The sequence below is a fragment of the Thermoactinomyces sp. FSL K6-2592 genome, assembly GCF_038006465.1.
GTDB lineage: Bacteria > Bacillota > Bacilli > Thermoactinomycetales > Thermoactinomycetaceae > Thermoactinomyces > Thermoactinomyces vulgaris.
Genome location: NZ_JBBOVH010000001.1, coordinates 1,655,931 through 1,676,891, shown reverse-complemented (window position 1 = coordinate 1,676,891; position 20,961 = coordinate 1,655,931). Strand labels below are relative to the sequence as shown.

Here is a 20,961-nt window from a genome sequence, read left to right as displayed (position 1 = left end):
AAGTAACTTGGACAAACAGTATCAGATTCTGGTGGTGGATGATGAAGACCGCATTCGTCGGTTGCTTCGCATGTATCTGGAAAGAGAAGGCTATTTAATCGAAGAAGCGGAAGATGGCGAAAAAGCTTTGCAAATGGCGCTGGATAAAAACTATGACCTGATTTTGCTGGATTTGATGTTACCGGGGATGGACGGATTGGATGTTTGTGCCGAATTGCGAAAGAAAAAAGCAACGCCCGTGATTATGCTGACGGCCCGGGGAGAAGAAGCCAACCGTGTGGAAGGGTTTGAATCCGGAACCGATGATTACGTGGTCAAGCCGTTCAGCCCCCGGGAATTGGTACACCGGGTGAAAGCGGTGTTGCGCCGGGCCTCGGCGACTGCCTTCTTGACCACCAATATTGAAACGCATAATGTGATTGTGTTTCCTGAACTGACAATTGATCATGATGCCCATGAAGTCAAAGCGGGCGGCAAAAAGATCCAATTGACACCGAAAGAATATGAGCTGCTTTATTATTTGGCCAAATCTCCCGATAAGGTTTTTACCCGGGAACAGTTGTTGAGGGATGTATGGCATTATGAATTTTTTGGGGATTTGCGCACGGTTGACACACACGTAAAACGATTGCGTGAAAAACTGAACCGCGCTTCCACCAAAGCGGCGAAGATGATCACCACGGTGTGGGGAGTCGGTTACAAACTAGAGGTGCCGAAAGAGTGATTTGGAGAAGTGTAGTCGGCAAGCTGTGGATCACCATCATCATTCTTGTTTCCTTGGTGTTGGTGCTGTTAAATCTCTTTTTGAATGAACAAGTGGAGAAAACTTATGTTCGTGACCAGAAGAAAAGTTTGGAGCAACTTGCTGGAGAGATTCAGAAAAAGTTTAATCAACCCGGATATGATCATATCCAGTATCTGAATAATGTCCTGCAAGTCTCTGAACTTTTCCATACATATATCGTCACGTTGGATGCCAGCGGATCGGTGAGCAACTACGGGGTTTCTCCCCATGTGCCGAACGTTCCCTGGCAGGAAGTTTTATCGCAAGATGATTTAAACCGGGTGTTAAAAGGCGAAACGCTTTTTATTCAGGGAAAAGTCCGGGTAAAGTCCGATCCGGGAAATTTTCCGTTCTTTAAAAATGACGTCTTGCTTGTTGCCGTTCCGCATATTGTCAACGACAAAACGGTGGGTGCGATCGTGCTTTATCAAACCCAGGAACAGTTGAGCGAGACGGACATCAAACGGTGGATTTTTTACTCTTCGCTGATCGGCATTGTGTTGACGACCATTTTTGCCTTTTTCTTGTCAACCCGGATTTCCCTTCCGTTGGTGCAGATGAAAAAAGCGGTGGAAAAAATGGCGCGCGGAGAGTTTTCCACCCGGGTTCCGGTCCGCTATCATGAACGGGACGAAATTGCCGAGTTGTCGATGACGTTTAACCGGATGGCCTCCCAACTGGAAGACTCGATTCATCAGCTGTCACAAGAAAAAGAACAATTGGCAAGCATTTTAAAAAGTATGTCGGATGGCGTTTTGACCATCAGTAAATATGGAAAAATCATTTTGACCAACCCCATTGCCGACCGTTTTCTCGCGCAGTGGAAAGATGACACACCCAAAGATGCTTTGCCCAAGCCGTTGCAAGATCTTTTCAGACAAGTGACCGACGACCATAAAGAATATACCGGGGATATCACCGCCCGGGGACGGACATGGGTGGTGGTCATGTCCCCGCTTTACACCGATACCGGGGACCAGGTGCGCGGGGTGGTGGCAGTGTTGAGGGATGTCACGGAAGAGAGAAGATTGGACAAACTCAGAAAAGATTTTGTTGCCAATGTTTCTCATGAGCTGAGAACCCCGTTGCAAATGTTGCAAGGTTACAGTGAAGCTTTGATGGATGACATTGCCGACACACCGGAAGAGCGCCGGGAATTGGCGAAAGTGATCAATGAAGAGTCTCAACGGATGAGCCGTCTGGTCCGTGAATTGCTCGACCTTGCCCGTATTGAATCCGGGCATATTCAAATCGCTCCCACGGAAGTTCCTCTGGATGAGTTTATCCAGCGCGTGATCCGCAAATTCCAGGGAATGGCGAAGGAGAGCAATGTTCAGTTGGCTGCCGTTTTCAAAGAAGAATCGCAACCGGTTGTCTATTGGGATGAAGATAAAATTGAGCAGGTTTTGACCAATCTGATCGACAATGCGATCCGCCATACTCCGAGTGGAGGAAACGTCTATGTACACGTCGGTGTCGAAGACGGAAAAGTGAACATCGATGTGGAAGATACCGGTTCGGGAATTCCGGAAGAAGATTTGCCCTTTGTGTTTGAGCGCTTCTACAAAGCGGACAAAGCCCGGACCCGGGGCCAATCCGGAGGAACCGGAATCGGTTTGTCGATTGTCAAACACCTGGTGGATGCGCATGGAGGCAATGTTTCTGTCAAAAGCGAGACCGGAAAGGGAACGGTGTTTATGATTGAATTGCCGCTTCGGATCGAAGAGAATAATGAATTTTTTATAGGCTGAAGAAAAAGCACGGATCTTAAGGATCCGTGCTTTTTTTATGGGAAGGAAGTTACTTTTGGAACGCTTTGGGAACCAAGGGGCGCATCAAAATCTGATTGTAAATCACCCCTTTGGGTGCTGAAACAATGGTCCATACCGCTTCGGCCACTTGTTCCGCTTCCATGGCGTATTCTTTGTAGTTGTTAAAGTTGGTTTTGATCGACCCCGGGCAAAGAGCCGATACTTTGACTTGATGAGGTTTTAATTCGAGCGTCAGTGCATCGGTCAATGCCATCAATCCGAATTTGGATGCGCAATATCCGGCTCCGGAAGCAAATGCCTCGGTTCCGGCGATGCTGGAAATATTGACAATGTGCCCTTCGGTCTTTTTCAAATGGGGAATGGCATATTTACAATGAAGAAAAGCGCCCTTCAAATTGACATTCATCATTTCGTCCCATTCTTCTTCACTTAATTCTTCCACGGGCGAAAAATATCCGAGACCGGCGTTGTTGATCAGGATATCCAGCCGGCCGTACTTTTCGATAGTATCATCCATGACTTTTTTGACTTGGCGGGAATCTGTGACATCGCAAGCGACGGGATCGATGGTGCCTTGGAACTCCCCGGCCAATTCATTCAGTTTTTCGGTGCTGCGGGCCGTGGCAATAACTTTGATGTTTTCTTTGGTCAGGCGTCGGGCGATGGCAGCGCCCAATCCTTTGCTTGCACCTGTCACAATGGCGATTTTTTGCTCCGCTTCCATACCGTTTTCCTCCAATCCTGACACATTGATTCTGAATCTCTATTATAAATCAATTTCATGCAAAGATTGAATGTTATCGATTTGCAGAATCAAATCAATCAGGTTTTTGGTCAGCGGTTTGTCAATTCGAAGAATCATGATGGCTTGGCCGCCGATTCCCAGCCGCCCCACTTGCATGGTTGCAATGTTGACATCTTCGCTTCCAAGCAACGTTCCAACCCGTCCGATGACCCCGGGCAAATCCTGGTGCTGAATAAACAGGAGATGCCCTTTGGGGGTGACATCCACCGGATAATCGTCCACCTTGGTAATGCGGGGCCCAAAGCCGTTTAACAGGGTTCCCGCCACACTGCGGATTTCTTTGGAGGTATGCACTTCAACCCGGATATATTGCGTGAAACCATGGCTTGCCATCGTTTTTTGTTCCACGATTTGAACGCCGCGTTTTTTTGCGAGATGGGGGGCATTGACATCATTTACATTGGATAAGTAATGGGAAAGCACTCCTTTTAATACCGTGCGGGTCAGTGGGGAAACATCCAGTTCAGCCACTTCCCCCCCATAGGTGATGGTGATTTGCGACAGGGCGCCGTTGCTGATCTGGGAGACGAATTTTCCCAGCTTTTCGGCCAATTCTTGATACGGAAGCAGTTTTTGTCTCAGTTCGGCGGGGACGGATGGCAGGTTGACGGCGTTTTTAAAGGGTTCCCCACGCAGGATGTGAAGCACTTCTTCCGCAACGTCCAGTGCCACATTTTCTTGGGCTTCGACGGTGGAGGCTCCCAGATGCGGAGTCGCGATCACCTGAGGCAGGGAAAGAAGCGGATGATCCTCGGGCGGTTCCGACTCAAACACATCCAGTGCGGCTCCGGCCACTTTTCCGTCCAAAATGGCCTGGTACAGGGCTTCCTCATCGATGATCCCGCCCCGGGCACAGTTTAAGATCCGGACACCATCTTTCATTTTGGAAAACATGTCATGATTGATCAAGTGTTTGGTTTCTTTGGTCAACGGCGTGTGTACCGTGATGAAATCGCCTTTTTCGATCGCTTCTTCCAACCTGGCTTTGGTGACGCCCAATTTTTCAGCCCGGTCTTTGGACAGGTAAGGATCGTATGCGATCACGTTCATCCGGAATGCTTTGGCGCGTTTGGCAAGTTCCGATCCGATCCGTCCGAGTCCGATGATGCTGAGGGTTTTTCCGTTCAATTCCGTTCCCACATACTTTTTGCGCAACCATTTGCCTTGCAGCAGGGAATGGTACGCTTGCGGAATATTGCGGGCCAATGACAACAACATGGCAAACGTATGTTCAGCGGTGGATATCGTATTGCCATCCGGAGCGTTGACCACTATGATTCCTTTTTGTGTGGCGGCATGGACATCGATGTTGTCCACACCGACCCCGGCACGTGCGATCACTTTCAAACGCCGGGCTTTATCGATGACTTCGGCGGTTACTTTGGTTTGGCTGCGAACCAAAAGGGCATCGGCATCTTCGATGGCTGTAAGCAGTTCTTCTCGAGATAATTTTGATTTTTGGATTACTTGAATATCCGGGGATTGTTGTAATTTTTCAATCCCTTGGTCGCTGATCGGATCGGTGATCAATACTTTAAACATTCATCATCACCTCTTGTGCTGCTTTGGTGGCCATTCCCGGTTCAACGGGTTGTCCCATTTGCGAAAGAGTGACTTCAACGGCAGCAAGAACCGTCAGGATATCCCACTCGTCACAGTAACCCATGTGCCCGATTCGGAAGATTTTCCCCTTCAGGTGTTGTTGTCCGCCGGCAACATAAAAACCGTGGCTTTGCAATTTTTTTCGGAACGCTTCCACATCCCACTTCTCTTGCGACGCATCGATGGAGGTGACAGTCGGGGAAGCGTGGCGATCATCGGCCATCAAGGTTAGGCCGGAAGCCCGGATGCCGGCGCGGGTAATGTTTTTGAGACGTTCATGCCGGGAGCATACATTTTCAAATCCTTCTTCTTCCAAAAGGGACAAAGACTCTTTCAAACCGTATAATAGGGAGACGGCTGCGGTGAAAGGAGTGGTGTCCTCCTGTTCCAGTTTCCGGCGATACGCTTCCAGATCCAAGTAAAAACGGGGTTGCCGGTTGCCGGCAATCACTTGCCATGCGCGCTCGCTCACGGCAAGAAAAGCAAGCCCCGGAGGCAGCATCAGTGCTTTTTGGGAACCGGTCACCATGATGTCGACTCCCCAATCATCCATTTGGCAGGGAACCGCCCCGACACAGCTGACGCCGTCAACGATCACCAAGGCATCGGAATGTTGCCGGACGGTTCGGGCCTGTTCCGGAACGGGATTCAAAACGCCGGTGGATGTTTCGCAATAAGTCAGAAAGACGCTTTTGGCGCCGGGATGTTTCTTTAAGAAGTCAGCCAGTTGCTCCGGTTCGCATGCTTTTCCCCAGGGAATATCCAAGCGATGCAAATCGATCTCGTATTTTTCGACGATTTTGGCAAAGCGGTCGCCGAATGCACCGGTGACCACGACAATGGCTTCATCCCCGGGGGATAAGGTGTTGACGACAGCCGCTTCCAAAGCCGAAGTTCCGCTGCCTGCCACAATGAGTGGTTGCTGTCCGGTCCCGAAGATGGGTTTCAGCCGCTCGGAACATTCATGAATCAATTGGGAAGCCAGGCGGCTCCGGTGCCCGATCACCGGCTGTGTCATGGCGCGCTGGACTTGAGGCGGAACGGGTGTCGGACCGGGAATGCGAAGATGATATTTGTCTTTCAATGGCATGAAGATCTCCTCCTATCCAAGGTGAAAGTCAATAAAAAAAACCTTACATCCCCACACCTGTGGCAACAGGTGAGGGACGTAAGGTCCGTGGTGCCACCCTCGTTCGCAATTGGTTCGCACCAATTGCCTCATCAAGTCCGAAAAGGACTCATGATGTAACGGATCATCCGGATCTGCCTACTCATTCTTTCAGCAGACCGCTCAGGAGTGCTCCACATCGGGCAAACTGCCGATTCGCAGCAAACATCGGCTCTCTGAGAGTTTGCCGGCTGATGCTTGGCTCCTTCATCGCTTTAATCATCTGAATTTTGATAAATAATGTAACATGGCGGGGAAGTACTGTCAACCCGTAAAGAAGAAAAATGTTGAGGCATAGAAAAAAAGGTTTGTGTTAACATTGAATTATTCAGTTGTGTCGATGGCGATCCGGAGGAAAGGAGGAGAAGCGGTGGGGATCAGCGGAACGAAATACATTTTGTCCGGATTGAATGACAAACAACAAGAGGCCGTAACGGTACCCTGCCAGCCGACCGTGGTGTTTGCCGGGCCGGGGAGCGGAAAAACGACGGTGCTGACAAGAAGAATCTTATATTTGATGGAACAGGGAACACCGCCCGGACAGATCATGGTGGTGACGTTCACCCGGGCAGCGGCACGAGAGATGAAAAGCCGTTTACAGGAAGTGAATCCCGTGGAAACGGACAAACTGTGGATCGGAACGTTTCATTCTTTGTTTCTTTTGATGTTAAAGGATAGCGGCATGAGAATTCCTCCCTTGTTGAAAGACGGCAGGCAAAAAGAAGCCATCCGCAACATCTTGTCCCAACTGAACCAGCCCACCGATGATGACACGATCGGCACTTATCTTCAGCAAATCGGATTATGTAAAGCGCATGCCATTCTTCCGGCCAGAATGAAAGTCCAAAAGCAAAAAAACATCTTGTTTCGGGAAATTTATTCTTTATACGAAGCATGGAAACGGGAGCAGGATTATTGGGATTATGATGATATTTTGCTGGCGATGTACCATCAGGTGAAAAAACCGGAGTTTCTTGCGCGGTGGCAAGAACGGTTGATACATATATTGGTGGATGAGTTTCAGGATATCAACCGGATTCAATACGATATTCTGGTCCGGTTGGCTTCCAGGCACCGCCTGTTGTATGCCGTCGGGGACGATGATCAATCCATTTATGGATTCCGGGGAAGCGATCCGGAAATCATGCTGCAATTAAAAAAAGATTTTCCCGATTTGAAGCGATTGATCTTGACCACCAACTACCGGTCCGCCGATCCGATCATTCAAGCCAGTGAACGTTTGATCCAAAAAAACCGCTTCAGACAGGCCAAAGTCCGGCATGGACTGGGGAAGGACGGAGCGGACGTGGAATGGATGGAGCCGGAAGACGAGAATGAAGAAGCTGAACGGATTCTTTTCCGGATCCAGGACGGCACCGACACGGCGGTATTGTTTCGAACCGCCACTCAGGCACGCGCTTTGGTCGATGCGTTGGTACGAAAGGGCATCTCTTTTTATATGTCAGGGGAATTTTCTTTTTACCGCCGGTGGCAGATCCAAGATCTGTTTTCTTATTTTCGTCTTGTCAATGATCCGGATGATCTGGATGCCTTGATCCGCATCATCAACAAACCCAAACGTTACTTGTTTCAAGAAGAATGGATCGATGCATGCTGGTTCCTGTCCAAAAAAAGCGGGCGGTCGCTGGTGGATACATTACCGGCGTTGCCGGGACTGGAACCGTATCAGGTCCGCCATTTGGACAAGCTGGGAAAAGATCTGCGCGAAATTCAGGCATGCTCACCGGTTGAAGCGATCCGGCATTTGCGGTTTCAAACGGGATATGACCGGTATTTGGAAGCATTTGCGAAGGAAACGGGGGCGGATCTCGAGCAGTTGATCGAACCGTTGGATGAACTGATGGTCGCCGCGGAAAGTTTTTCTGATCTCACGGAGATGCTCGCGCATGCGGAAAAAGTGGAAGAAGCGTTGAAACGTAGCAATCCCGACACGGCCAAAATCAAGTTGATGACGCTTCACCGATCCAAAGGGCTGGAGTTTGACCGGGTTTTCATTATCGGTTTACAGGCGCAAACCCTTCCGCATCACCGGAGCCTTCAGGTGGCGGAGGAACGGAAAAGTGCCGCTTGGGAAGAAGAACGGCGCTTGTTGTATGTGGGAATGACCCGTGCGCGAAAAGAACTGATTTTGTCTTCGACCAAAACCAGGCAGGGGAAAAGAACCGCTCCTTCCCCGTTTTTAAAAGACATCGGAATCACCGGGGAAAACCGGAGGGCACAAGGGGGAACGGAAAAGAAGCCGGAATCCGCTTCCCCTGTAAAACTGTCCGATCTGAAAAAACAACCGCAAATGCGATTTATCCATGAAGAAATCACCATCGGCATGCAGATTCACCATACCCGGTTCGGAACCGGGGTCATTGAAGATGTTGTTCCCATTGAAGGGGTGGCTCCCGGCAGAAAAATTCTGGTGCGGTTTCAAGGCGAGCGGCAATCCTTGCACTATGAATTATCCCGGCAGTTGGGATTGATCCGGCAGGCATGAAAAAGGTCAGGGACACAGGTTCCCTGACCTTTTGTCAATTTCCAAAAAAATAGGTAATGGCAAACGCAAGACCGATGACAAGAAGGATGAAGATCCAGGAAAGCGGATGAGCCCAATTATTGGTCCAGCCGATCCCGAAGCGTTTTTCCACAAAAATTGCCGGATCGTTTTTATTAAAGTAAAACTGTCCGAGCTTCCAGTATTGGTCATCATCCCGGTTGATCATGTCCCCGTTTTTGCCGGAAACCGCTTTGACCCGGCTTCCTCCTTGTCCCGTTGTAAAGGATATGAGAAGTGCGGCGATCAAAATTCCGATGGTAATGACAAGTGAAACGGCAGTCACCGGTCCCGCGGAAACCGGGTGAATCCATGAAAAGGATGACAGAGAGAACATCGAAACCACAGCGGTTCCGGAAAGGATGGTGAAAAGGGACCATCTGCGCCGGAAAATCACATTTTGCCGGATGGATTTTCCCGGGTTTTCCGCGCTGATTTGTTGTTTGGCTTTGCCGATCATGATGTTGATCCATAAAAACAACAGGGTTAAATAGACTTGCATCACCGGTGGAAAGAGAACCGTCCGGTAAGATTTTTCCGCATAGCGGGTTACCTTTCCGTTAAAGTCATATTGCATGGGGATCTTTTCCGGGATCCGTTCATAAAAATGGATTAAAAAGATCAAAGTGGCCAGCGTCAGGGAAAAGGGAATCAAAAACCATAAATGGGAGTAAGTCAGCTTTTCTTGGCGAAAGCTGGTATCCACGACCACCATCTGTTTTTTCTCTTTTCCCCAATCGGCCTGTTGTTTCAATGCTTTCATTTTTCGGTGAAAGATTAAGTAAGCCAGAAAGTGGGCAGCCAGATAAAAAAGAAGAAGAAAAACAAACCAAAGGCCGAGCGATTCCTCGTCGTTTAATACCATGGATCCCGGAACAAACATGGCAAGGACGGCCAATCCGATACCGGCCATGATCCAGGCGTATTGCTTGCGCATCTTTTTAAGTTCCGGAAGATGATAAGCTTTTTCCGGGATGGAGACGCCAAAACTTTCTGTCCGTCTGGTCCAATAGGGAATGAAACAAAGGGAAATCAATACGGGAATCATGATGAGGCACATCAGTAACACACTTGTACTCACGGGTTGTCACCTTCCCTGTCGGTGAATTTTTGAAACAAGCGTCTGCAAAGCTGTTGAAATTCCTTTTCCCCGATTCCGCGGCACACGGATTCGGCGATCAGGGGAGAAAGGGCTTGTTCCAGTTTTGTCCGGTATGCTTCATCCGCTTCCGGAACCCCTTCCGGATGAACGACCACGCCCTTTTGTCTGTGAATCAAGATGAAGCCTTCCTGTTTTAACTGTTGGTAAGCTTTATTGACCGTGTGCAGGTTGATTCCGATGTCAGCAGCCAGGGCTCTTACCGAAGGAAGGCGGTCGCCCGGTTTTAATTCTTTTTTGGCGATCCCGGCGATGATTTGATGCTTTAACTGCAAATAAATCGGTTCATCTGATTCAAAGTCCAAAAAAATTTGCACCTTTCCACCACCTTCCGTTTATTCTATATGTTATATATATAATATAACAAACAAATTGAACGGGCAACAGGAGGCACAAAAAAAGCACCTGATCCTTTCAGGTGCTTTTTCAATAAGCGTTATTTATTTTCTTGATACCGTTTTTGACATTCTTCATAAAGTTGAGCCGCAAAGTCGGCATCTTTCCAACCTTCGATCTTGGTCTCTTTGTTTTCGAGGTCTTTGTAAACCTGGAAGAAGTGTTCGATCTCTTTCAACACATGGGGAGCCACGTCTTCCAAGGAGTTGACTTTGTCAAAACGGGGATCGTCAACCGGAACGGCCAATAATTTTTCATCCGGTCCTTTGTCATCCGACATCAGCAACACGCCAATCACCCGGCTGGAAATCACGCAACCCGGGAAGGTCGGGAACGAAGTCAGGACCAAAATATCCAACGGATCCCCGTCTTCCGCCAGGGTGTTTTCAAGATAACCGTATTCGGTCGGATAATGCATGGGAGAGTAAAGAACCCGGTCCAGTCGGAATACGCCAAGTTCTTTATCGTATTCGTATTTGTTTTGGCTTCCGGTCGGAATTTCAATGAATGCATCAACTACGAGTGGATTGGACATCTTTGTTCCTCCTTTGGTATGTATAACCTAACCATCATTGTAGACGTTTTTTTACAGATTCGCAATAAAGAAGGCACCCCGGGTATGCTACAATCATAAAAAAGGGGAGTAAATATGATAAGTGAAATTTCTGCAAAAGAGTTTGCGAAAAAGGTTCAAAGCCAAAAGCCACAGAAGGATGAAATGGTGATCATTGATGTGCGCGAACCTGAAGAATGGCATGATTATCATTTGGAAGACTCGAAGTTAATGCCGTTGGGGACATTGCATCAGCAAATTCATGCACTGAATAAGCAGCAAAAAATTTATGTGATATGCGCCCATGGCGTCCGCAGCTTCTATGCCGCGCAATATTTGCTCCAACAAGGGTTTTCCGATGTGGTGAATGTTGAAGGGGGAATTCAACGCGTCCGGTTGTATTTGGAGGAATTTGAAAAATGAAAAAGCTACCCGGAAAAAAACCGGGTAGCTTGTGGGCATTATTCCTCGACTTTGATGGAGTCCGTGGGGCAGCCTTCTTGAGCGTCGCGGACATCTTCCCAAAGTTCTTCAGGAACATCAGCGGTTCCGGTGTTGTCATCAAGAATCACATAAGCAATGCCGTCTTCGTCATAGTCATACACGTCGGGAGCCGTTGCTCCGCAAGCACCACAAGCAATACAAGTATCTTTATCTACCCAAGTGCGCATAAGTACAAATCTCCTCCCGTGAATAAATACCAATGAGCTAAGTCCACTACCAACCCTCATTTTAGAACGAATTGGTTGGAATTGCAAGAAGCGGATTGAGAGGGATGACCATGAGGGAACACGCTTCCAAGGATTCATCACCTGCGGCGAAGCAAGTGCTGTTCGCCTTTTATATTACCCAGTTACTGTTATTTGCAATCAGTGCCGTCGCTTTATGGTGGCAAGAGAAATCACTGGAGCATTTATTCTCCTTTCATGATATACATATGTGGTTGTGGGGAATCGGTGCAGGAGGATTGATTCTGTCCATCGACGCCGTGCTCATGGCCTGCGTCCCCAAAAGCTGGCTGGACGACGGGGGCTTGAATCAACTGCTGTTTGAAAATCGCTCCGTGGTGCATGTTCTTGTGATTGCGGTGGTCGCGGCGGTCTCGGAAGAGATGTTTTTCCGGGGAGTTCTCCAGGAATGGCTGGGGATCTGGATGACCAGTGTTGTGTTTGTGCTCTTGCATACGCGGTATTTGAAAAAATGGTTGCTGGTGGCCGCTGTTTTTGCAATCAGTGCGGGGCTCGGTTGGTTAACGGAATGTTTCGGCAACATCACTCCCGCCGTGATTGCGCACGGGCTGATCGACTTTGTTTCGGGATTGTTCATCCGTTACAGGGCAAAAGGAGGAAGGAAGCTCAAAACTTGACAGCCACTTCAAGATGTTTTAATTATTTTATATGCTGATCTAGGCAAGAGAGTTGTTGATTGTGTATGATGAATATAGAAAAAGGAGACTTTGCCCCGTCACATGATCTTTTTTTTCACATAAGGTATAGGGGAAGGTCTCCAGCGAGGGAGGGTAGGCCATGCGTGTCGAACGGCTTGGGGGAGATAAAATCCGCTTTTTCCTCACTTTGGATGATTTGGCTGATCGCGGGATCGAAAAAGAGGATATTTGGCGGGATATCCCCAAAGTGCACGAGTTATTTAATGACATGATGGAACATGCCTATCAGGAGTTAGGATTTGAAGTGACCGGACCCGTGGCTGTGGAAGTGTTTGCATTGCCTGCACAGGGGATGGTGGTTGTCGTCACCCGTGGTCAGGCTCCGGGCGATATGGCGGAGGAAATCAGCCAAGATCCGGAAATCTATGAACTGGAAGTGACGATGGAGGAAACAAAGGACCTGGTTTTCTGTTTCCATGACTTTGAAAATTTGGTGCAGGCCGCCCATCGCGTGAAACATCTTACCCAAGGAGGACAGGTTTACGCTTTTCAAAATCGTTACTATCTCCTTTTCGGGCAAGAGATGCAATCGGATGATTTGGGAACCTTGGTGGCCATCTTGTCCGAATTCGGGGAAATGTCCACGTGTACCATTCCTTATTTGCAGGAATACGGGAAAGTGGTTTGTGAAGATCATGCGGTTCAACAAATATCCCATTATTTTGGATGACATAGATGCGCACCCGTTTTCAGGCGGGTGCGCTTTTCATGATGTTTTATCCACAACCAATTGGAAATGCTCAAATTTTCGCAGCTGGCCGGTTTTGCCTGAAAGGACCCCCGGAAAGACGCGTTCGACGGACAGATGCTGGGTTTTATGCGCGGCCAGTGCTTTGGCGATTTGTTGATGGTAAGGGCTTACATCCACTTTTTCGGTTACATGCTCGTCCGGTACAAAGGAAACGGGAGAGGAATAAAAATGGCCAATTGATTCTGGTATGACAATATAGTAAAGTTTGGTTGGGAAAGAAATATTTTGCACAGCTGTAAGTGTTGCTTTTTGGATGATTTTATGATCCGGATGTCCGGAAATTCCGGACGGTGGGAAGGTGATAATCCGATCGGGGCGAATCTCATTCATCACGGAACACAGTTCATCGACGATGGTCGAAAAAGGCTGCCCGGCCAAACGTCCGTCACCGTAATTTTTAAGGATCAACCGGTCCATTCCCAAAATGGACAGCGCATTTTTCAGTTCCTGTGTCCGGACATCCCCCAGCTCTTCCTGCGTGCACAGGGGAGGGTTGCCGGTTTTGCCGGCTTCGCCACGGGTGGCGCAAAAAAGAATCTGTTCGTATCCCAATTGATGAAAGTGACAAATGGTTCCCCCGCAACTGAAGGTTTCATCATCGGGATGGGCAAATACGTACAATATTTTTTGACACATGATGATTTTCCTTTCTTTGTTTAACGTAGTGGTGTAGGGCGCTTGTTTTTTGAGTTTAGTTCTTCTGAGGAATATTGTATACTTAGATATGTTTAAAGGGAATGAAAAGTAGTATTTTTTCTGAGGTGGTCAGGATGGCACAACAATCAGTTGCAGAAAGTCATCAAGAAGATAAAGAAAACATGGATGTTCTTGTTTCCACGCAAACCGTGATCAAAGAAGCTTTAGAAAAATTAGGTTATTCAGAAGCGGTTTATGAATTGTTGAAAGAGCCGTTAAGGGTTTTGACGGTTAGGATTCCCGTGAGGATGGACGACGGGTCCGTCAAGGTTTTCACTGCATACCGGGCACAACATAATGATTCGGTCGGACCTACCAAAGGCGGCGTCCGTTTCCATCCGAATGTCACTGAAACAGAAGTGAAAGCGTTGTCAATTTGGATGAGTTTAAAAGCAGGGATTGTCGACCTTCCTTATGGCGGCGGTAAAGGCGGCGTGGTTTGCGATCCGCGCAATATGTCATTTCGGGAATTGGAACGTTTGTCCCGCGGCTACGTGAGGGCGATCAGTCAGATTGTGGGTCCCACCAAAGACATTCCGGCTCCGGATGTTTACACCAACTCGCAAATCATGGCATGGATGATGGATGAATATAGCCGGATTCGTGAATTTGATTCTCCCGGATTTATTACCGGAAAGCCGTTGGTGCTCGGTGGTTCACGCGGACGGGAAACAGCGACGGCCAAAGGCGTGACTTTGATGATCCGCGAAGCGGCGAAAAAGCGGAACATTGATCTCAAAAATGCACGGGTTGTGATTCAGGGATTTGGAAATGCGGGCAGTTATTTGGCCAAATTCATGCATGATTCCGGTGCCACGGTGATCGGGATTTCCGATGCTTATGGAGCCCTTTATGATCCGGACGGATTGGATATTGAATATCTCCTGGATCGCCGCGATTCATTTGGCACCGTGACCAATCTGTTCAAAGACACGATAACCAACCAGGAATTGCTGGAGCTGGATTGTGACATCCTGGTGCCTGCCGCGGTCGGAAATCAAATCACCGCCAAAAATGCACACCGGATCAAGGCGGATATCGTGGTGGAAGCCGCCAACGGTCCGACGACCTTGGAAGCGACCAAAATCCTGAATGATCGCGGAGTTTTGTTGGTGCCGGATGTGCTTGCCAGTGCCGGCGGTGTGACGGTTTCTTATTTTGAATGGGTGCAAAACAACCAGGGCTATTATTGGACGGAAGAAGAAGTCGAGGAAAAATTGGAAAAAATCATGGTGAAAGCGTTTGAGAATGTATATCGCACGGCTCAAACACGAAATGTGGATATGCGTTTGGCCGCTTATATGGTCGGCGTGAGAAATATGGCGGAAGCATCGCGTTTTCGTGGCTGGGTATAGTATAATAAAAGACTTGGAGAACACCCTTTGCGGGGTGTTCTTCTTTTGCATGTATTTTGGAGGTGGTTCACTTGGCAGATGTTATTATTGTCGGAGCCGGACCCTGCGGAATTTCTGCCGGCATTGAACTGAAGAAGGAAGGATTTGATCCGCTTATCATCGAAAAGGGGTGTCTGGTGAATTCCATTTATCATTATCCGTTATCCATGACTTTTTTCAGTTCCGCTGACAATCTGGAAATCGGGGGAATTCCTTTTACCACTATAAATGAAAAACCGACCCGCGCCGAGGCGTTGGCTTATTACCGGACCGTGGCCAGATATTTTCAGTTAAATATCCGTACTTATGAAGAAGTTTTGGACATTGAAAAGAACGGGGATGCATTTGTGGTCCGAACCCGAAAAAGAGAGGAACAACATCGTTACGAGGCGAAAGCGGTGGTGCTGGCAACAGGCTATTATGATAATCCCCAGCGGATGGGAATACCGGGTGAAGAGTTGCCGCATGTCCATCATTATTTTCATGATGCCCATCCCTATGCCGACCAAAAAGCGGTTGTCATCGGAGGCCGCAATTCAGCCATTGATGTGGCCTTGGAGCTTTACTATACCGGAGCCAAGGTGACCATGGTTTACCGCAAAAGAGCTTTTCACGGCAGTGTGAAAGCCTGGGTGCGCCCGGTGATTGAAACTGCGATTGAAAAGAAACGCATAGAGATGTTTTGGGAATCGGAAGTGGAAGAAATTTTGCCAAATTCCGTGGTGATTCGAAAAAACGGGGAGAAAATGGCCATTCCGGCTGATGTGGTGTTTGCGATGACCGGATACCGGCCCGATCTCACATTTTTGAAAAGATTGGGAGGGGAAGTGAATCCGAAAACCGGTGTTCCCGTTTTATCCGAAGCGATGGAATCAACGGTGCCCGGATTTTATCTGGCCGGGGTGGTCACAACCGGTCATGATTCCACCAAAATCTTTATTGAAAACGGAAGACACCACGGACGGTTTATTGCCGAGGATTTGAAGAAGAAATTCAAAGCGTAATGAAGGCATGTGTGGTGGTTTCAGGAGGGAGGCCCCTCCGCTTTCCTTTTGAAACCACGATGTGGCCTTTTTTACATTTGAAAGTAAGGCTCCAGTTCTTTGAGATCGGTTGTTTGTTGAAGGGCCAGCATCAGTTTGATCCGTGCTTTGGGCCCGTTGATCCCGTTGCAGAACAAAAGCCCCATCTCTTTTAATTGTTTTCCGCCCCCTTCGTATTCATAAGTGTCGAGCACCACTCCGTTAAAGCACCGGGAAACCAGCACGACCGGCATGTTGCGGGAAAGTGCTTTTCGGATTCCGGGTAACATCATGGGAGGAAGGTTGCCTTGTCCCAATGCTTCGATGACCAGCCCGTCCATTTCCTGGTGAATCGACCACTCGATCAAGGAGCTGTCCATTCCGGAGACCGCCTTGATGAGAGCGACTTGATGCGCCGGGGGTTTTAACGGCAGTTGTTTTTCACTGATCGCTTGCCGTTGGAACAAAATTTCTTTTTTTGTGATCATGCCAAGAGGGCCCAATCCCGGGGATTGAAAAGTTGCAACATTGCTTGTGTGCGTTTTGGTCACCGTTTTGGGGGAATGAATTTCATCATTAAACACCACAAGGGTTCCCATGCCTTTGGCTGTTTCGTCAGAGGCGACGCGAACGGCGTTGACCAAATTGTACGGGCCGTCGGCACCCAGTTCGTTTTGGCTTCGCATGGCACCCGTGATGACAACCGGCTTATCTTGGGGAAGGACCAAACTCAAGAAGTATGCGGTTTCTTCCAGGGTATCCGTTCCGTGGGTGATGACGACCCCCGCCACGTTATTTTGATCCAGGAAGTGTTTGGCCCGCCCGGCGATTTGAGCCATGATGGCCGGCGTGATATGGGGGCTGGGCAGGTTCAGGAAATGGTCCATTTCCACTTTTGCATATTTGTTCAATAACGGCAGTGTGTCCTGTAATGCTGTCGGATCTTCCGGTTTGACGCCTTCGGTCTCATCGGATTGAGACATGGCGATGGTTCCTCCGGTTGTGATCACAACCACTTTTTGATCCAAGCGGTTCACATCCTTTCCATCCGTCCGTGTTTGCGGCTTACACCAAATCTATCGTATGGAATCCAGTATTCCCTGTCAATAATAGGATTATCAAGTGGTTTGGATGGTGAAAGAATGAAGGAAAACGAAAGATACATGGTCAGAATCCAATGCAATCAATGTGGCGAACGGTTTATTTTAAAAGGCAGGATGAAAAAGGGGCAAGTGCAGACAGGCTTTAAGAAATGCTTGTGCGATAATGATTCGGATTTTGAAATTGATTATACCTCATTGGATGACAAATAAAGAACCGGTTGAAAAAAGAGAGCTCGAATGGCTCTCTTTTCTTATTGCATAAATCACCGGCTGGCCGTTCAAACTACTGGAAGAAATGAAAAACGGAGGAAGAAACGGTGAAAAGGTTTGTGTCGATCAGCGTTTGGTTTTGTCTGATCCTGATGATGGTTTGTACGGTTTCTGCAGACCGGGGACAGGTTCATGCGGCAAATGCCGGAAAATCGAGTGGAGGATTCAGTGAAAATGAAATCCGGCTGTTGAGCCAGGCGGTTTACGGTGAAGCGCGTGGCGAGCCCTATATTGGACAGGTCGCCATCGCCGCGGTTATTTTAAACCGCTTGGAAAGTGAAAGTTTTCCCGATACCGTCTCCGGGATCATTTTTCAACCGGGGGCTTTTACCGCCGTGGCGGATGGACAGATTTGGATGGAACCGGATGAAACAGCCCGCAAAGCGGTGATGGATGCCATAAACGGATGGGATCCGGCGGAAGGGGCGGTTTATTATTTCAATCCGGAAACAGCCACCTCCAAATGGATCTGGTCCCGTCCGCAAAAAAAGAAAATCGGAAAACATATTTTCTGTGATTAAAGGGGATGTGATCTCATGTACAAAAGAGTGGCGGCCATTTTGTTTCCGATTACCTTGGTGGCCCTGGTGGGGACAGCAGCCTGGGGATACCAGGAATATCAAGACAAAAATGCCGTTTTGATTAAAGCGGAAAACTCCTATCAACGGGCTTTCCATGATTTGAACGAGAATTTGGACCGTCTGCACGGGGAATTGGGAAAGTCGCTGGCAATGAAATCCCCCAAGCAGTTGGCAACCTCAATGACCAATGTGTGGAGACTGGCCTATGCGGCACAAAACGATATCGGACAATTGCCGCTCACGTTGGTTCCTTTTGACCAGGCTGAAAAATATTTGGCAAAAGTAGGGCGTTTTGCCTACCAAGTCGGAATTCGCGATTTTAACAAGGAGCCTTTGAGTGAAAAAGAATGGAACACACTGCAAGAACTTTATAATCAATCCAAAAATATCACCCATGAGTTGCAAAATGTGCAACATAAGGTATTGGACAACAACTTGCGCTGGATGGATGTCGAACTGGCGATCGCCACTGAAGACAAGAAAATGGACAGCACCATTATTGACGGCTTTAAGTTGGTGAATCAGAAAGTGAAAGAGTTCCCGGAAGTGGATTGGGGACCCGCTGTGAATAATATGGAAGTACGGGAAAGAGAGCGTGCCAATCAAATTTCCGGCAAGAAGATCACACCGCAAGAAGCAAGGGAAATTGTCGCAAAAGCCTTTGGCAAAAAAACAACCAAAGGCATGGAAGTGGCGAAAAACAAAAACGGAGATTTTGAGACATACAGTGTCCGTTACAAGGGAGCCGGTAACACCGATGTTTACACGGAAATGACCACCAAAGGAGGCCATCTGGTATGGATGGTGTTTGACCGGCCGGTGAAAAAGAAACAAATTTCTTCTGAGCAAGCGCTGAGAAAAGCGGAACAGTTTTTGGAACGGATCGGTTATCCGGACATGGAACCGGTTGCCTACGATGAAACGGCCAACATTTTGTCATATACGTTTGTCCGCCGGCTGAACGGAGTGATGATTTATCCGCAAACCCTCGCCGTCAAAGTGGCGTTGGATAACGGGGAAATCATGGGGCTGCAGGCTGATGAATATGTGTTTAATCAATTCAAAGTGGTCGATACCAAACCGGAATTGACGGTGGAAGAGGCCAGGAAAAAACTGAGTCCGTATTTGAAAGTGCAGAAGAACGGGCTTGCGGTGATTTATAACCAAAACGGGCAGCCGGTATTGTGCCATGAGTTTTTGGGTACCATCAAAGACAATCAGTATCGCGTCTTCTTAAATGCCAAAACCGGCGAGGAAGAGTACGTGGAGCGGATTGAAAAAGCAGACGCCGATCAGATTTAATTTTTTGTTTAAACTTTTAAATGGGCCGATATAATAAGATCGGCTCATTTAATTGTTTTCATTGCAACTATGACTAAATTATGTTATTCTTTTAACAGGTTTCCTTTATCGTGATGCGCGATGTCATTCGCTCGAATTTCATGTTTTTACTTAAAAAGGAAATACATAGTTGATATGATCAGGTAGCAGTTGCGTTTTAGTTTGTCGAGAGGAATTTACTTGAATCGAATAAAGTATTTCCAATCGAGCAGGCTACGCCTGCTCTTATCATTTTCATCCCGACTTTCAGGGAGGATTAACAGAATCAATGAGTAGGATTTCAGTGGCAATTGACGGTCCGGCAGGTGCCGGAAAAAGCACAGTGGCGCGCCAAGTGGCAAAGCGCCTTGGAATAACTTATGTGGATACAGGAGCCATGTATCGGGCAATTGCATGGAAAGCGCTTCAGAACCAGATTGATCCGGAAGATGAGGAAGCGATGACTCAGCTTGCGGAATCGGTTCAAATCGATCTGCATCCGGATGGAATCTGTGTCGACGGACAGCCCTTAAAAGATGAACTTCGCACTTCCGAAGTGTCGCAACTTGCGTCAAACATTGCAAAAATGCCCGGGGTTCGCCGCATCCTGGTAAACATCCAACAACGGATCGCCGAAGGCCGGAGTGTTGTGATGGACGGACGGGATATCGGATCGCATGTGTTGCCGCATGCCGATGTAAAAGTGTTTTTGACGGCGTCCATTGAAGAAAGGGCCATGCGTCGATACCGGGAGATGAAAGCAAAAGGGATCGAAGTGGATTTCGAACAAATGAAAGCGGAACTGGCGAAACGCGATGAAAACGACCGCATGAGGGAAATCGCCCCGTTAAAAAAGGCAGAGGATGCGGTGTTGGTGGATACGACGGATTGCCCGGTTTCGGAAGTTGTCGAAAAGATCCTTCAACTTTGTCGTAACAAATTAAACGATGAGGAGTAAGATATGTTATACCGTGTTTCACGTGCCATTGTTCGATTTTTGATGGCTTTGCTCTATCCCTTCAAGTCTGAGGGGGAAGGGCATATTCCCAAAGAGGGTCCTGTGGTCTTATGTTCCAATCATATCAGTAATTTGGATCCGCCTTTAGTGGGGATCACCACGACGCGTCAGGTTTATTTTATGGCCAAGGAGGAGTTGTTTCGCATTCCGGTTCTGAGTGGTTTGATCCACCGTTTCGGGGCTTTTCCCGTCAAGCGCGGAGCCGGGGATTTGAAATCGTTGAAAACAGCCATTCAACTCCTTAAAGACGGAAAAGTCGTGGGGATTTTTCCGGAGGGGACCCGCTCCAAATCAGGGGAGCTGTTGGATTTTCATGTGGGTGCCGCATTGGTTGCCCTGAAGGGGAAAGCACCTATTGTGCCGGTCAACATCACCGGACCTTACCGGTTGTTTCGTCCGGTCAAGATCACCTATGGTCCCCCCATTGACATCACGCCGTATTTACAGGAAAAAGCAAACATGAAAACGGCGAAACAATTGACGGAACGGGTGATGGAAGAAATCCGTTCGATGCAAAATGAAAACAGGGAATGAAGATCATCGAAAAGGTGAGGAAA

20 protein-coding genes, 1 pseudogene and 1 other annotated feature are annotated in these 20,961 nt (G+C 48.1%); of the genes and pseudogenes, 12 read left to right on the top strand and 9 right to left on the bottom strand.

Going from position 1 to position 20,961, the window contains the following annotated elements; translation table 11 throughout:
• Nucleotides 1-7: 7 nt before the first annotated feature.
• Complete coding sequence (locus NYE37_RS08780; protein ID WP_037997548.1) at nucleotides 8-724, top strand: response regulator transcription factor; 717 nt, start codon at nucleotides 8-10, stop codon at nucleotides 722-724.
• Nucleotides 721-2,535: an ATP-binding protein gene (locus NYE37_RS08775; RefSeq protein ID WP_049719978.1), complete on the top strand. Its 1,815-nt coding sequence runs from the start codon at nucleotides 721-723 to the stop codon at nucleotides 2,533-2,535. The genes NYE37_RS08780 and NYE37_RS08775 overlap by 4 nt, the downstream gene beginning before the upstream one ends.
• Before the next feature lie 49 nt (nucleotides 2,536-2,584).
• On the opposite strand, the gene NYE37_RS08770 is transcribed toward NYE37_RS08775, so the two are convergent.
• The 3 genes from NYE37_RS08770 to NYE37_RS08760 are packed head-to-tail and all read right to left on the bottom strand — an operon-like array spanning nucleotide 2,585 to nucleotide 6,053.
• Nucleotides 2,585-3,280: an SDR family oxidoreductase gene (locus NYE37_RS08770; protein ID WP_340711928.1), complete on the bottom strand. Its 696-nt coding sequence runs from the start codon at nucleotides 3,278-3,280 to the stop codon at nucleotides 2,585-2,587.
• A gap of 42 nt (nucleotides 3,281-3,322) precedes the next feature.
• Nucleotides 3,323-4,903, bottom strand: coding sequence for a phosphoglycerate dehydrogenase (serA, locus tag NYE37_RS08765; RefSeq protein WP_049719979.1), 1,581 nt, complete (start codon nucleotides 4,901-4,903; stop codon nucleotides 3,323-3,325).
• Nucleotides 4,896-6,053, bottom strand: a complete 1,158-nt coding sequence (locus NYE37_RS08760; protein WP_340711927.1) for a pyridoxal-phosphate-dependent aminotransferase family protein — start codon at nucleotides 6,051-6,053, stop codon at nucleotides 4,896-4,898. The genes serA and NYE37_RS08760 overlap by 8 nt, the downstream gene beginning before the upstream one ends.
• 69 nt (nucleotides 6,054-6,122) lie before the next feature.
• Nucleotides 6,123-6,351 (bottom strand) — a binding site (T-box leader).
• 99 nt (nucleotides 6,352-6,450) lie between these two features.
• Here NYE37_RS08760 and NYE37_RS08755 point away from each other — a divergent pair.
• A complete protein-coding gene (locus NYE37_RS08755) occupies nucleotides 6,451-8,637 on the top strand; it encodes an ATP-dependent helicase (RefSeq protein ID WP_131470934.1) in 2,187 nt (728 codons plus the stop codon).
• A gap of 34 nt (nucleotides 8,638-8,671) precedes the next feature.
• Here NYE37_RS08755 and NYE37_RS08750 read toward each other — a convergent pair whose 3' ends face one another.
• The 3 genes from NYE37_RS08750 to NYE37_RS08740 form a co-directional block, all read right to left on the bottom strand.
• Nucleotides 8,672-9,775, bottom strand: a complete 1,104-nt coding sequence (locus NYE37_RS08750; protein ID WP_037997661.1) for a DUF1648 domain-containing protein — start codon at nucleotides 9,773-9,775, stop codon at nucleotides 8,672-8,674.
• Entirely contained in the window at nucleotides 9,772-10,170 is a 399-nt protein-coding gene (locus NYE37_RS08745; protein ID WP_037997663.1) for a GntR family transcriptional regulator, read from the bottom strand. The genes NYE37_RS08750 and NYE37_RS08745 overlap by 4 nt, the downstream gene beginning before the upstream one ends.
• A gap of 119 nt (nucleotides 10,171-10,289) precedes the next feature.
• Nucleotides 10,290-10,784, bottom strand: coding sequence for an inorganic diphosphatase (locus NYE37_RS08740; protein WP_037997666.1), 495 nt, complete (start codon nucleotides 10,782-10,784; stop codon nucleotides 10,290-10,292).
• 114 nt (nucleotides 10,785-10,898) lie between these two features.
• Here NYE37_RS08740 and NYE37_RS08735 point away from each other — a divergent pair, with 114 nt between their 5' ends.
• Nucleotides 10,899-11,225, top strand: coding sequence for a rhodanese-like domain-containing protein (locus tag NYE37_RS08735; protein WP_037997669.1), 327 nt, complete (start codon nucleotides 10,899-10,901; stop codon nucleotides 11,223-11,225).
• Nucleotides 11,226-11,263: 38 nt separating this feature from the next.
• Here the strand turns inward: NYE37_RS08735 and NYE37_RS08730 are convergent, their stop codons facing one another.
• Complete coding sequence (locus tag NYE37_RS08730) at nucleotides 11,264-11,473, bottom strand: ferredoxin (protein ID WP_037997672.1); 210 nt, start codon at nucleotides 11,471-11,473, stop codon at nucleotides 11,264-11,266.
• Nucleotides 11,474-11,583: 110 nt separating this feature from the next.
• Between NYE37_RS08730 and NYE37_RS08725 the strand changes: the two genes are divergently transcribed.
• The gene (locus NYE37_RS08725; protein WP_049719982.1) at nucleotides 11,584-12,168 is read left to right on the top strand and encodes a CPBP family intramembrane glutamic endopeptidase; all 585 of its coding nucleotides are present in this window, start codon (nucleotides 11,584-11,586) and stop codon (nucleotides 12,166-12,168) included.
• A gap of 160 nt (nucleotides 12,169-12,328) precedes the next feature.
• Nucleotides 12,329-12,919 carry a genetic competence negative regulator gene (locus NYE37_RS08720; RefSeq protein WP_037997674.1) on the top strand — a complete coding sequence of 197 codons (591 nt, stop codon included), beginning with the start codon at nucleotides 12,329-12,331 and terminating at the stop codon, nucleotides 12,917-12,919.
• Between the two features lie 36 nt (nucleotides 12,920-12,955).
• Here the strand turns inward: NYE37_RS08720 and NYE37_RS08715 are convergent, their stop codons facing one another.
• Nucleotides 12,956-13,636, bottom strand: coding sequence for a PIG-L deacetylase family protein (locus tag NYE37_RS08715; RefSeq protein WP_049719983.1), 681 nt, complete (start codon nucleotides 13,634-13,636; stop codon nucleotides 12,956-12,958).
• A gap of 134 nt (nucleotides 13,637-13,770) precedes the next feature.
• Here NYE37_RS08715 and NYE37_RS08710 point away from each other — a divergent pair, with 134 nt between their 5' ends.
• Nucleotides 13,771-15,051, top strand: a complete 1,281-nt coding sequence (locus tag NYE37_RS08710) for a Glu/Leu/Phe/Val family dehydrogenase (protein ID WP_049719984.1) — start codon at nucleotides 13,771-13,773, stop codon at nucleotides 15,049-15,051.
• A 62-nt stretch (nucleotides 15,052-15,113) separates the two neighbouring features.
• Nucleotides 15,114-16,094, top strand: coding sequence for a YpdA family putative bacillithiol disulfide reductase (locus tag NYE37_RS08705; protein WP_329605866.1), 981 nt, complete (start codon nucleotides 15,114-15,116; stop codon nucleotides 16,092-16,094).
• A 71-nt stretch (nucleotides 16,095-16,165) separates the two neighbouring features.
• Here NYE37_RS08705 and NYE37_RS08700 read toward each other — a convergent pair whose 3' ends face one another.
• Nucleotides 16,166-17,140, bottom strand: coding sequence for an asparaginase (locus tag NYE37_RS08700; protein WP_049719986.1), 975 nt, complete (start codon nucleotides 17,138-17,140; stop codon nucleotides 16,166-16,168).
• A gap of 503 nt (nucleotides 17,141-17,643) precedes the next feature.
• Between NYE37_RS08700 and NYE37_RS08695 the strand changes: the two are divergent.
• The 4 genes and pseudogenes from NYE37_RS08695 to NYE37_RS08680 form a co-directional block, all read left to right on the top strand.
• A pseudogene (locus tag NYE37_RS08695) lies at nucleotides 17,644-18,006 on the top strand (cell wall hydrolase); the annotation flags it as partial.
• A 15-nt stretch (nucleotides 18,007-18,021) separates the two neighbouring features.
• Nucleotides 18,022-19,368 (top strand): germination protein YpeB, encoded by a 1,347-nt coding sequence (gene ypeB / locus NYE37_RS08690; RefSeq protein WP_049719987.1) that lies wholly within the window; start codon nucleotides 18,022-18,024, stop codon nucleotides 19,366-19,368.
• 307 nt (nucleotides 19,369-19,675) lie between these two features.
• Nucleotides 19,676-20,344, top strand: a complete 669-nt coding sequence (cmk, locus tag NYE37_RS08685; protein WP_049719988.1) for a (d)CMP kinase — start codon at nucleotides 19,676-19,678, stop codon at nucleotides 20,342-20,344.
• A gap of 3 nt (nucleotides 20,345-20,347) precedes the next feature.
• Nucleotides 20,348-20,938 carry a lysophospholipid acyltransferase family protein gene (locus NYE37_RS08680; RefSeq protein ID WP_037995299.1) on the top strand — a complete coding sequence of 197 codons (591 nt, stop codon included), beginning with the start codon at nucleotides 20,348-20,350 and terminating at the stop codon, nucleotides 20,936-20,938.
• The last annotated feature ends 23 nt before the right edge of the window (nucleotides 20,939-20,961 follow it).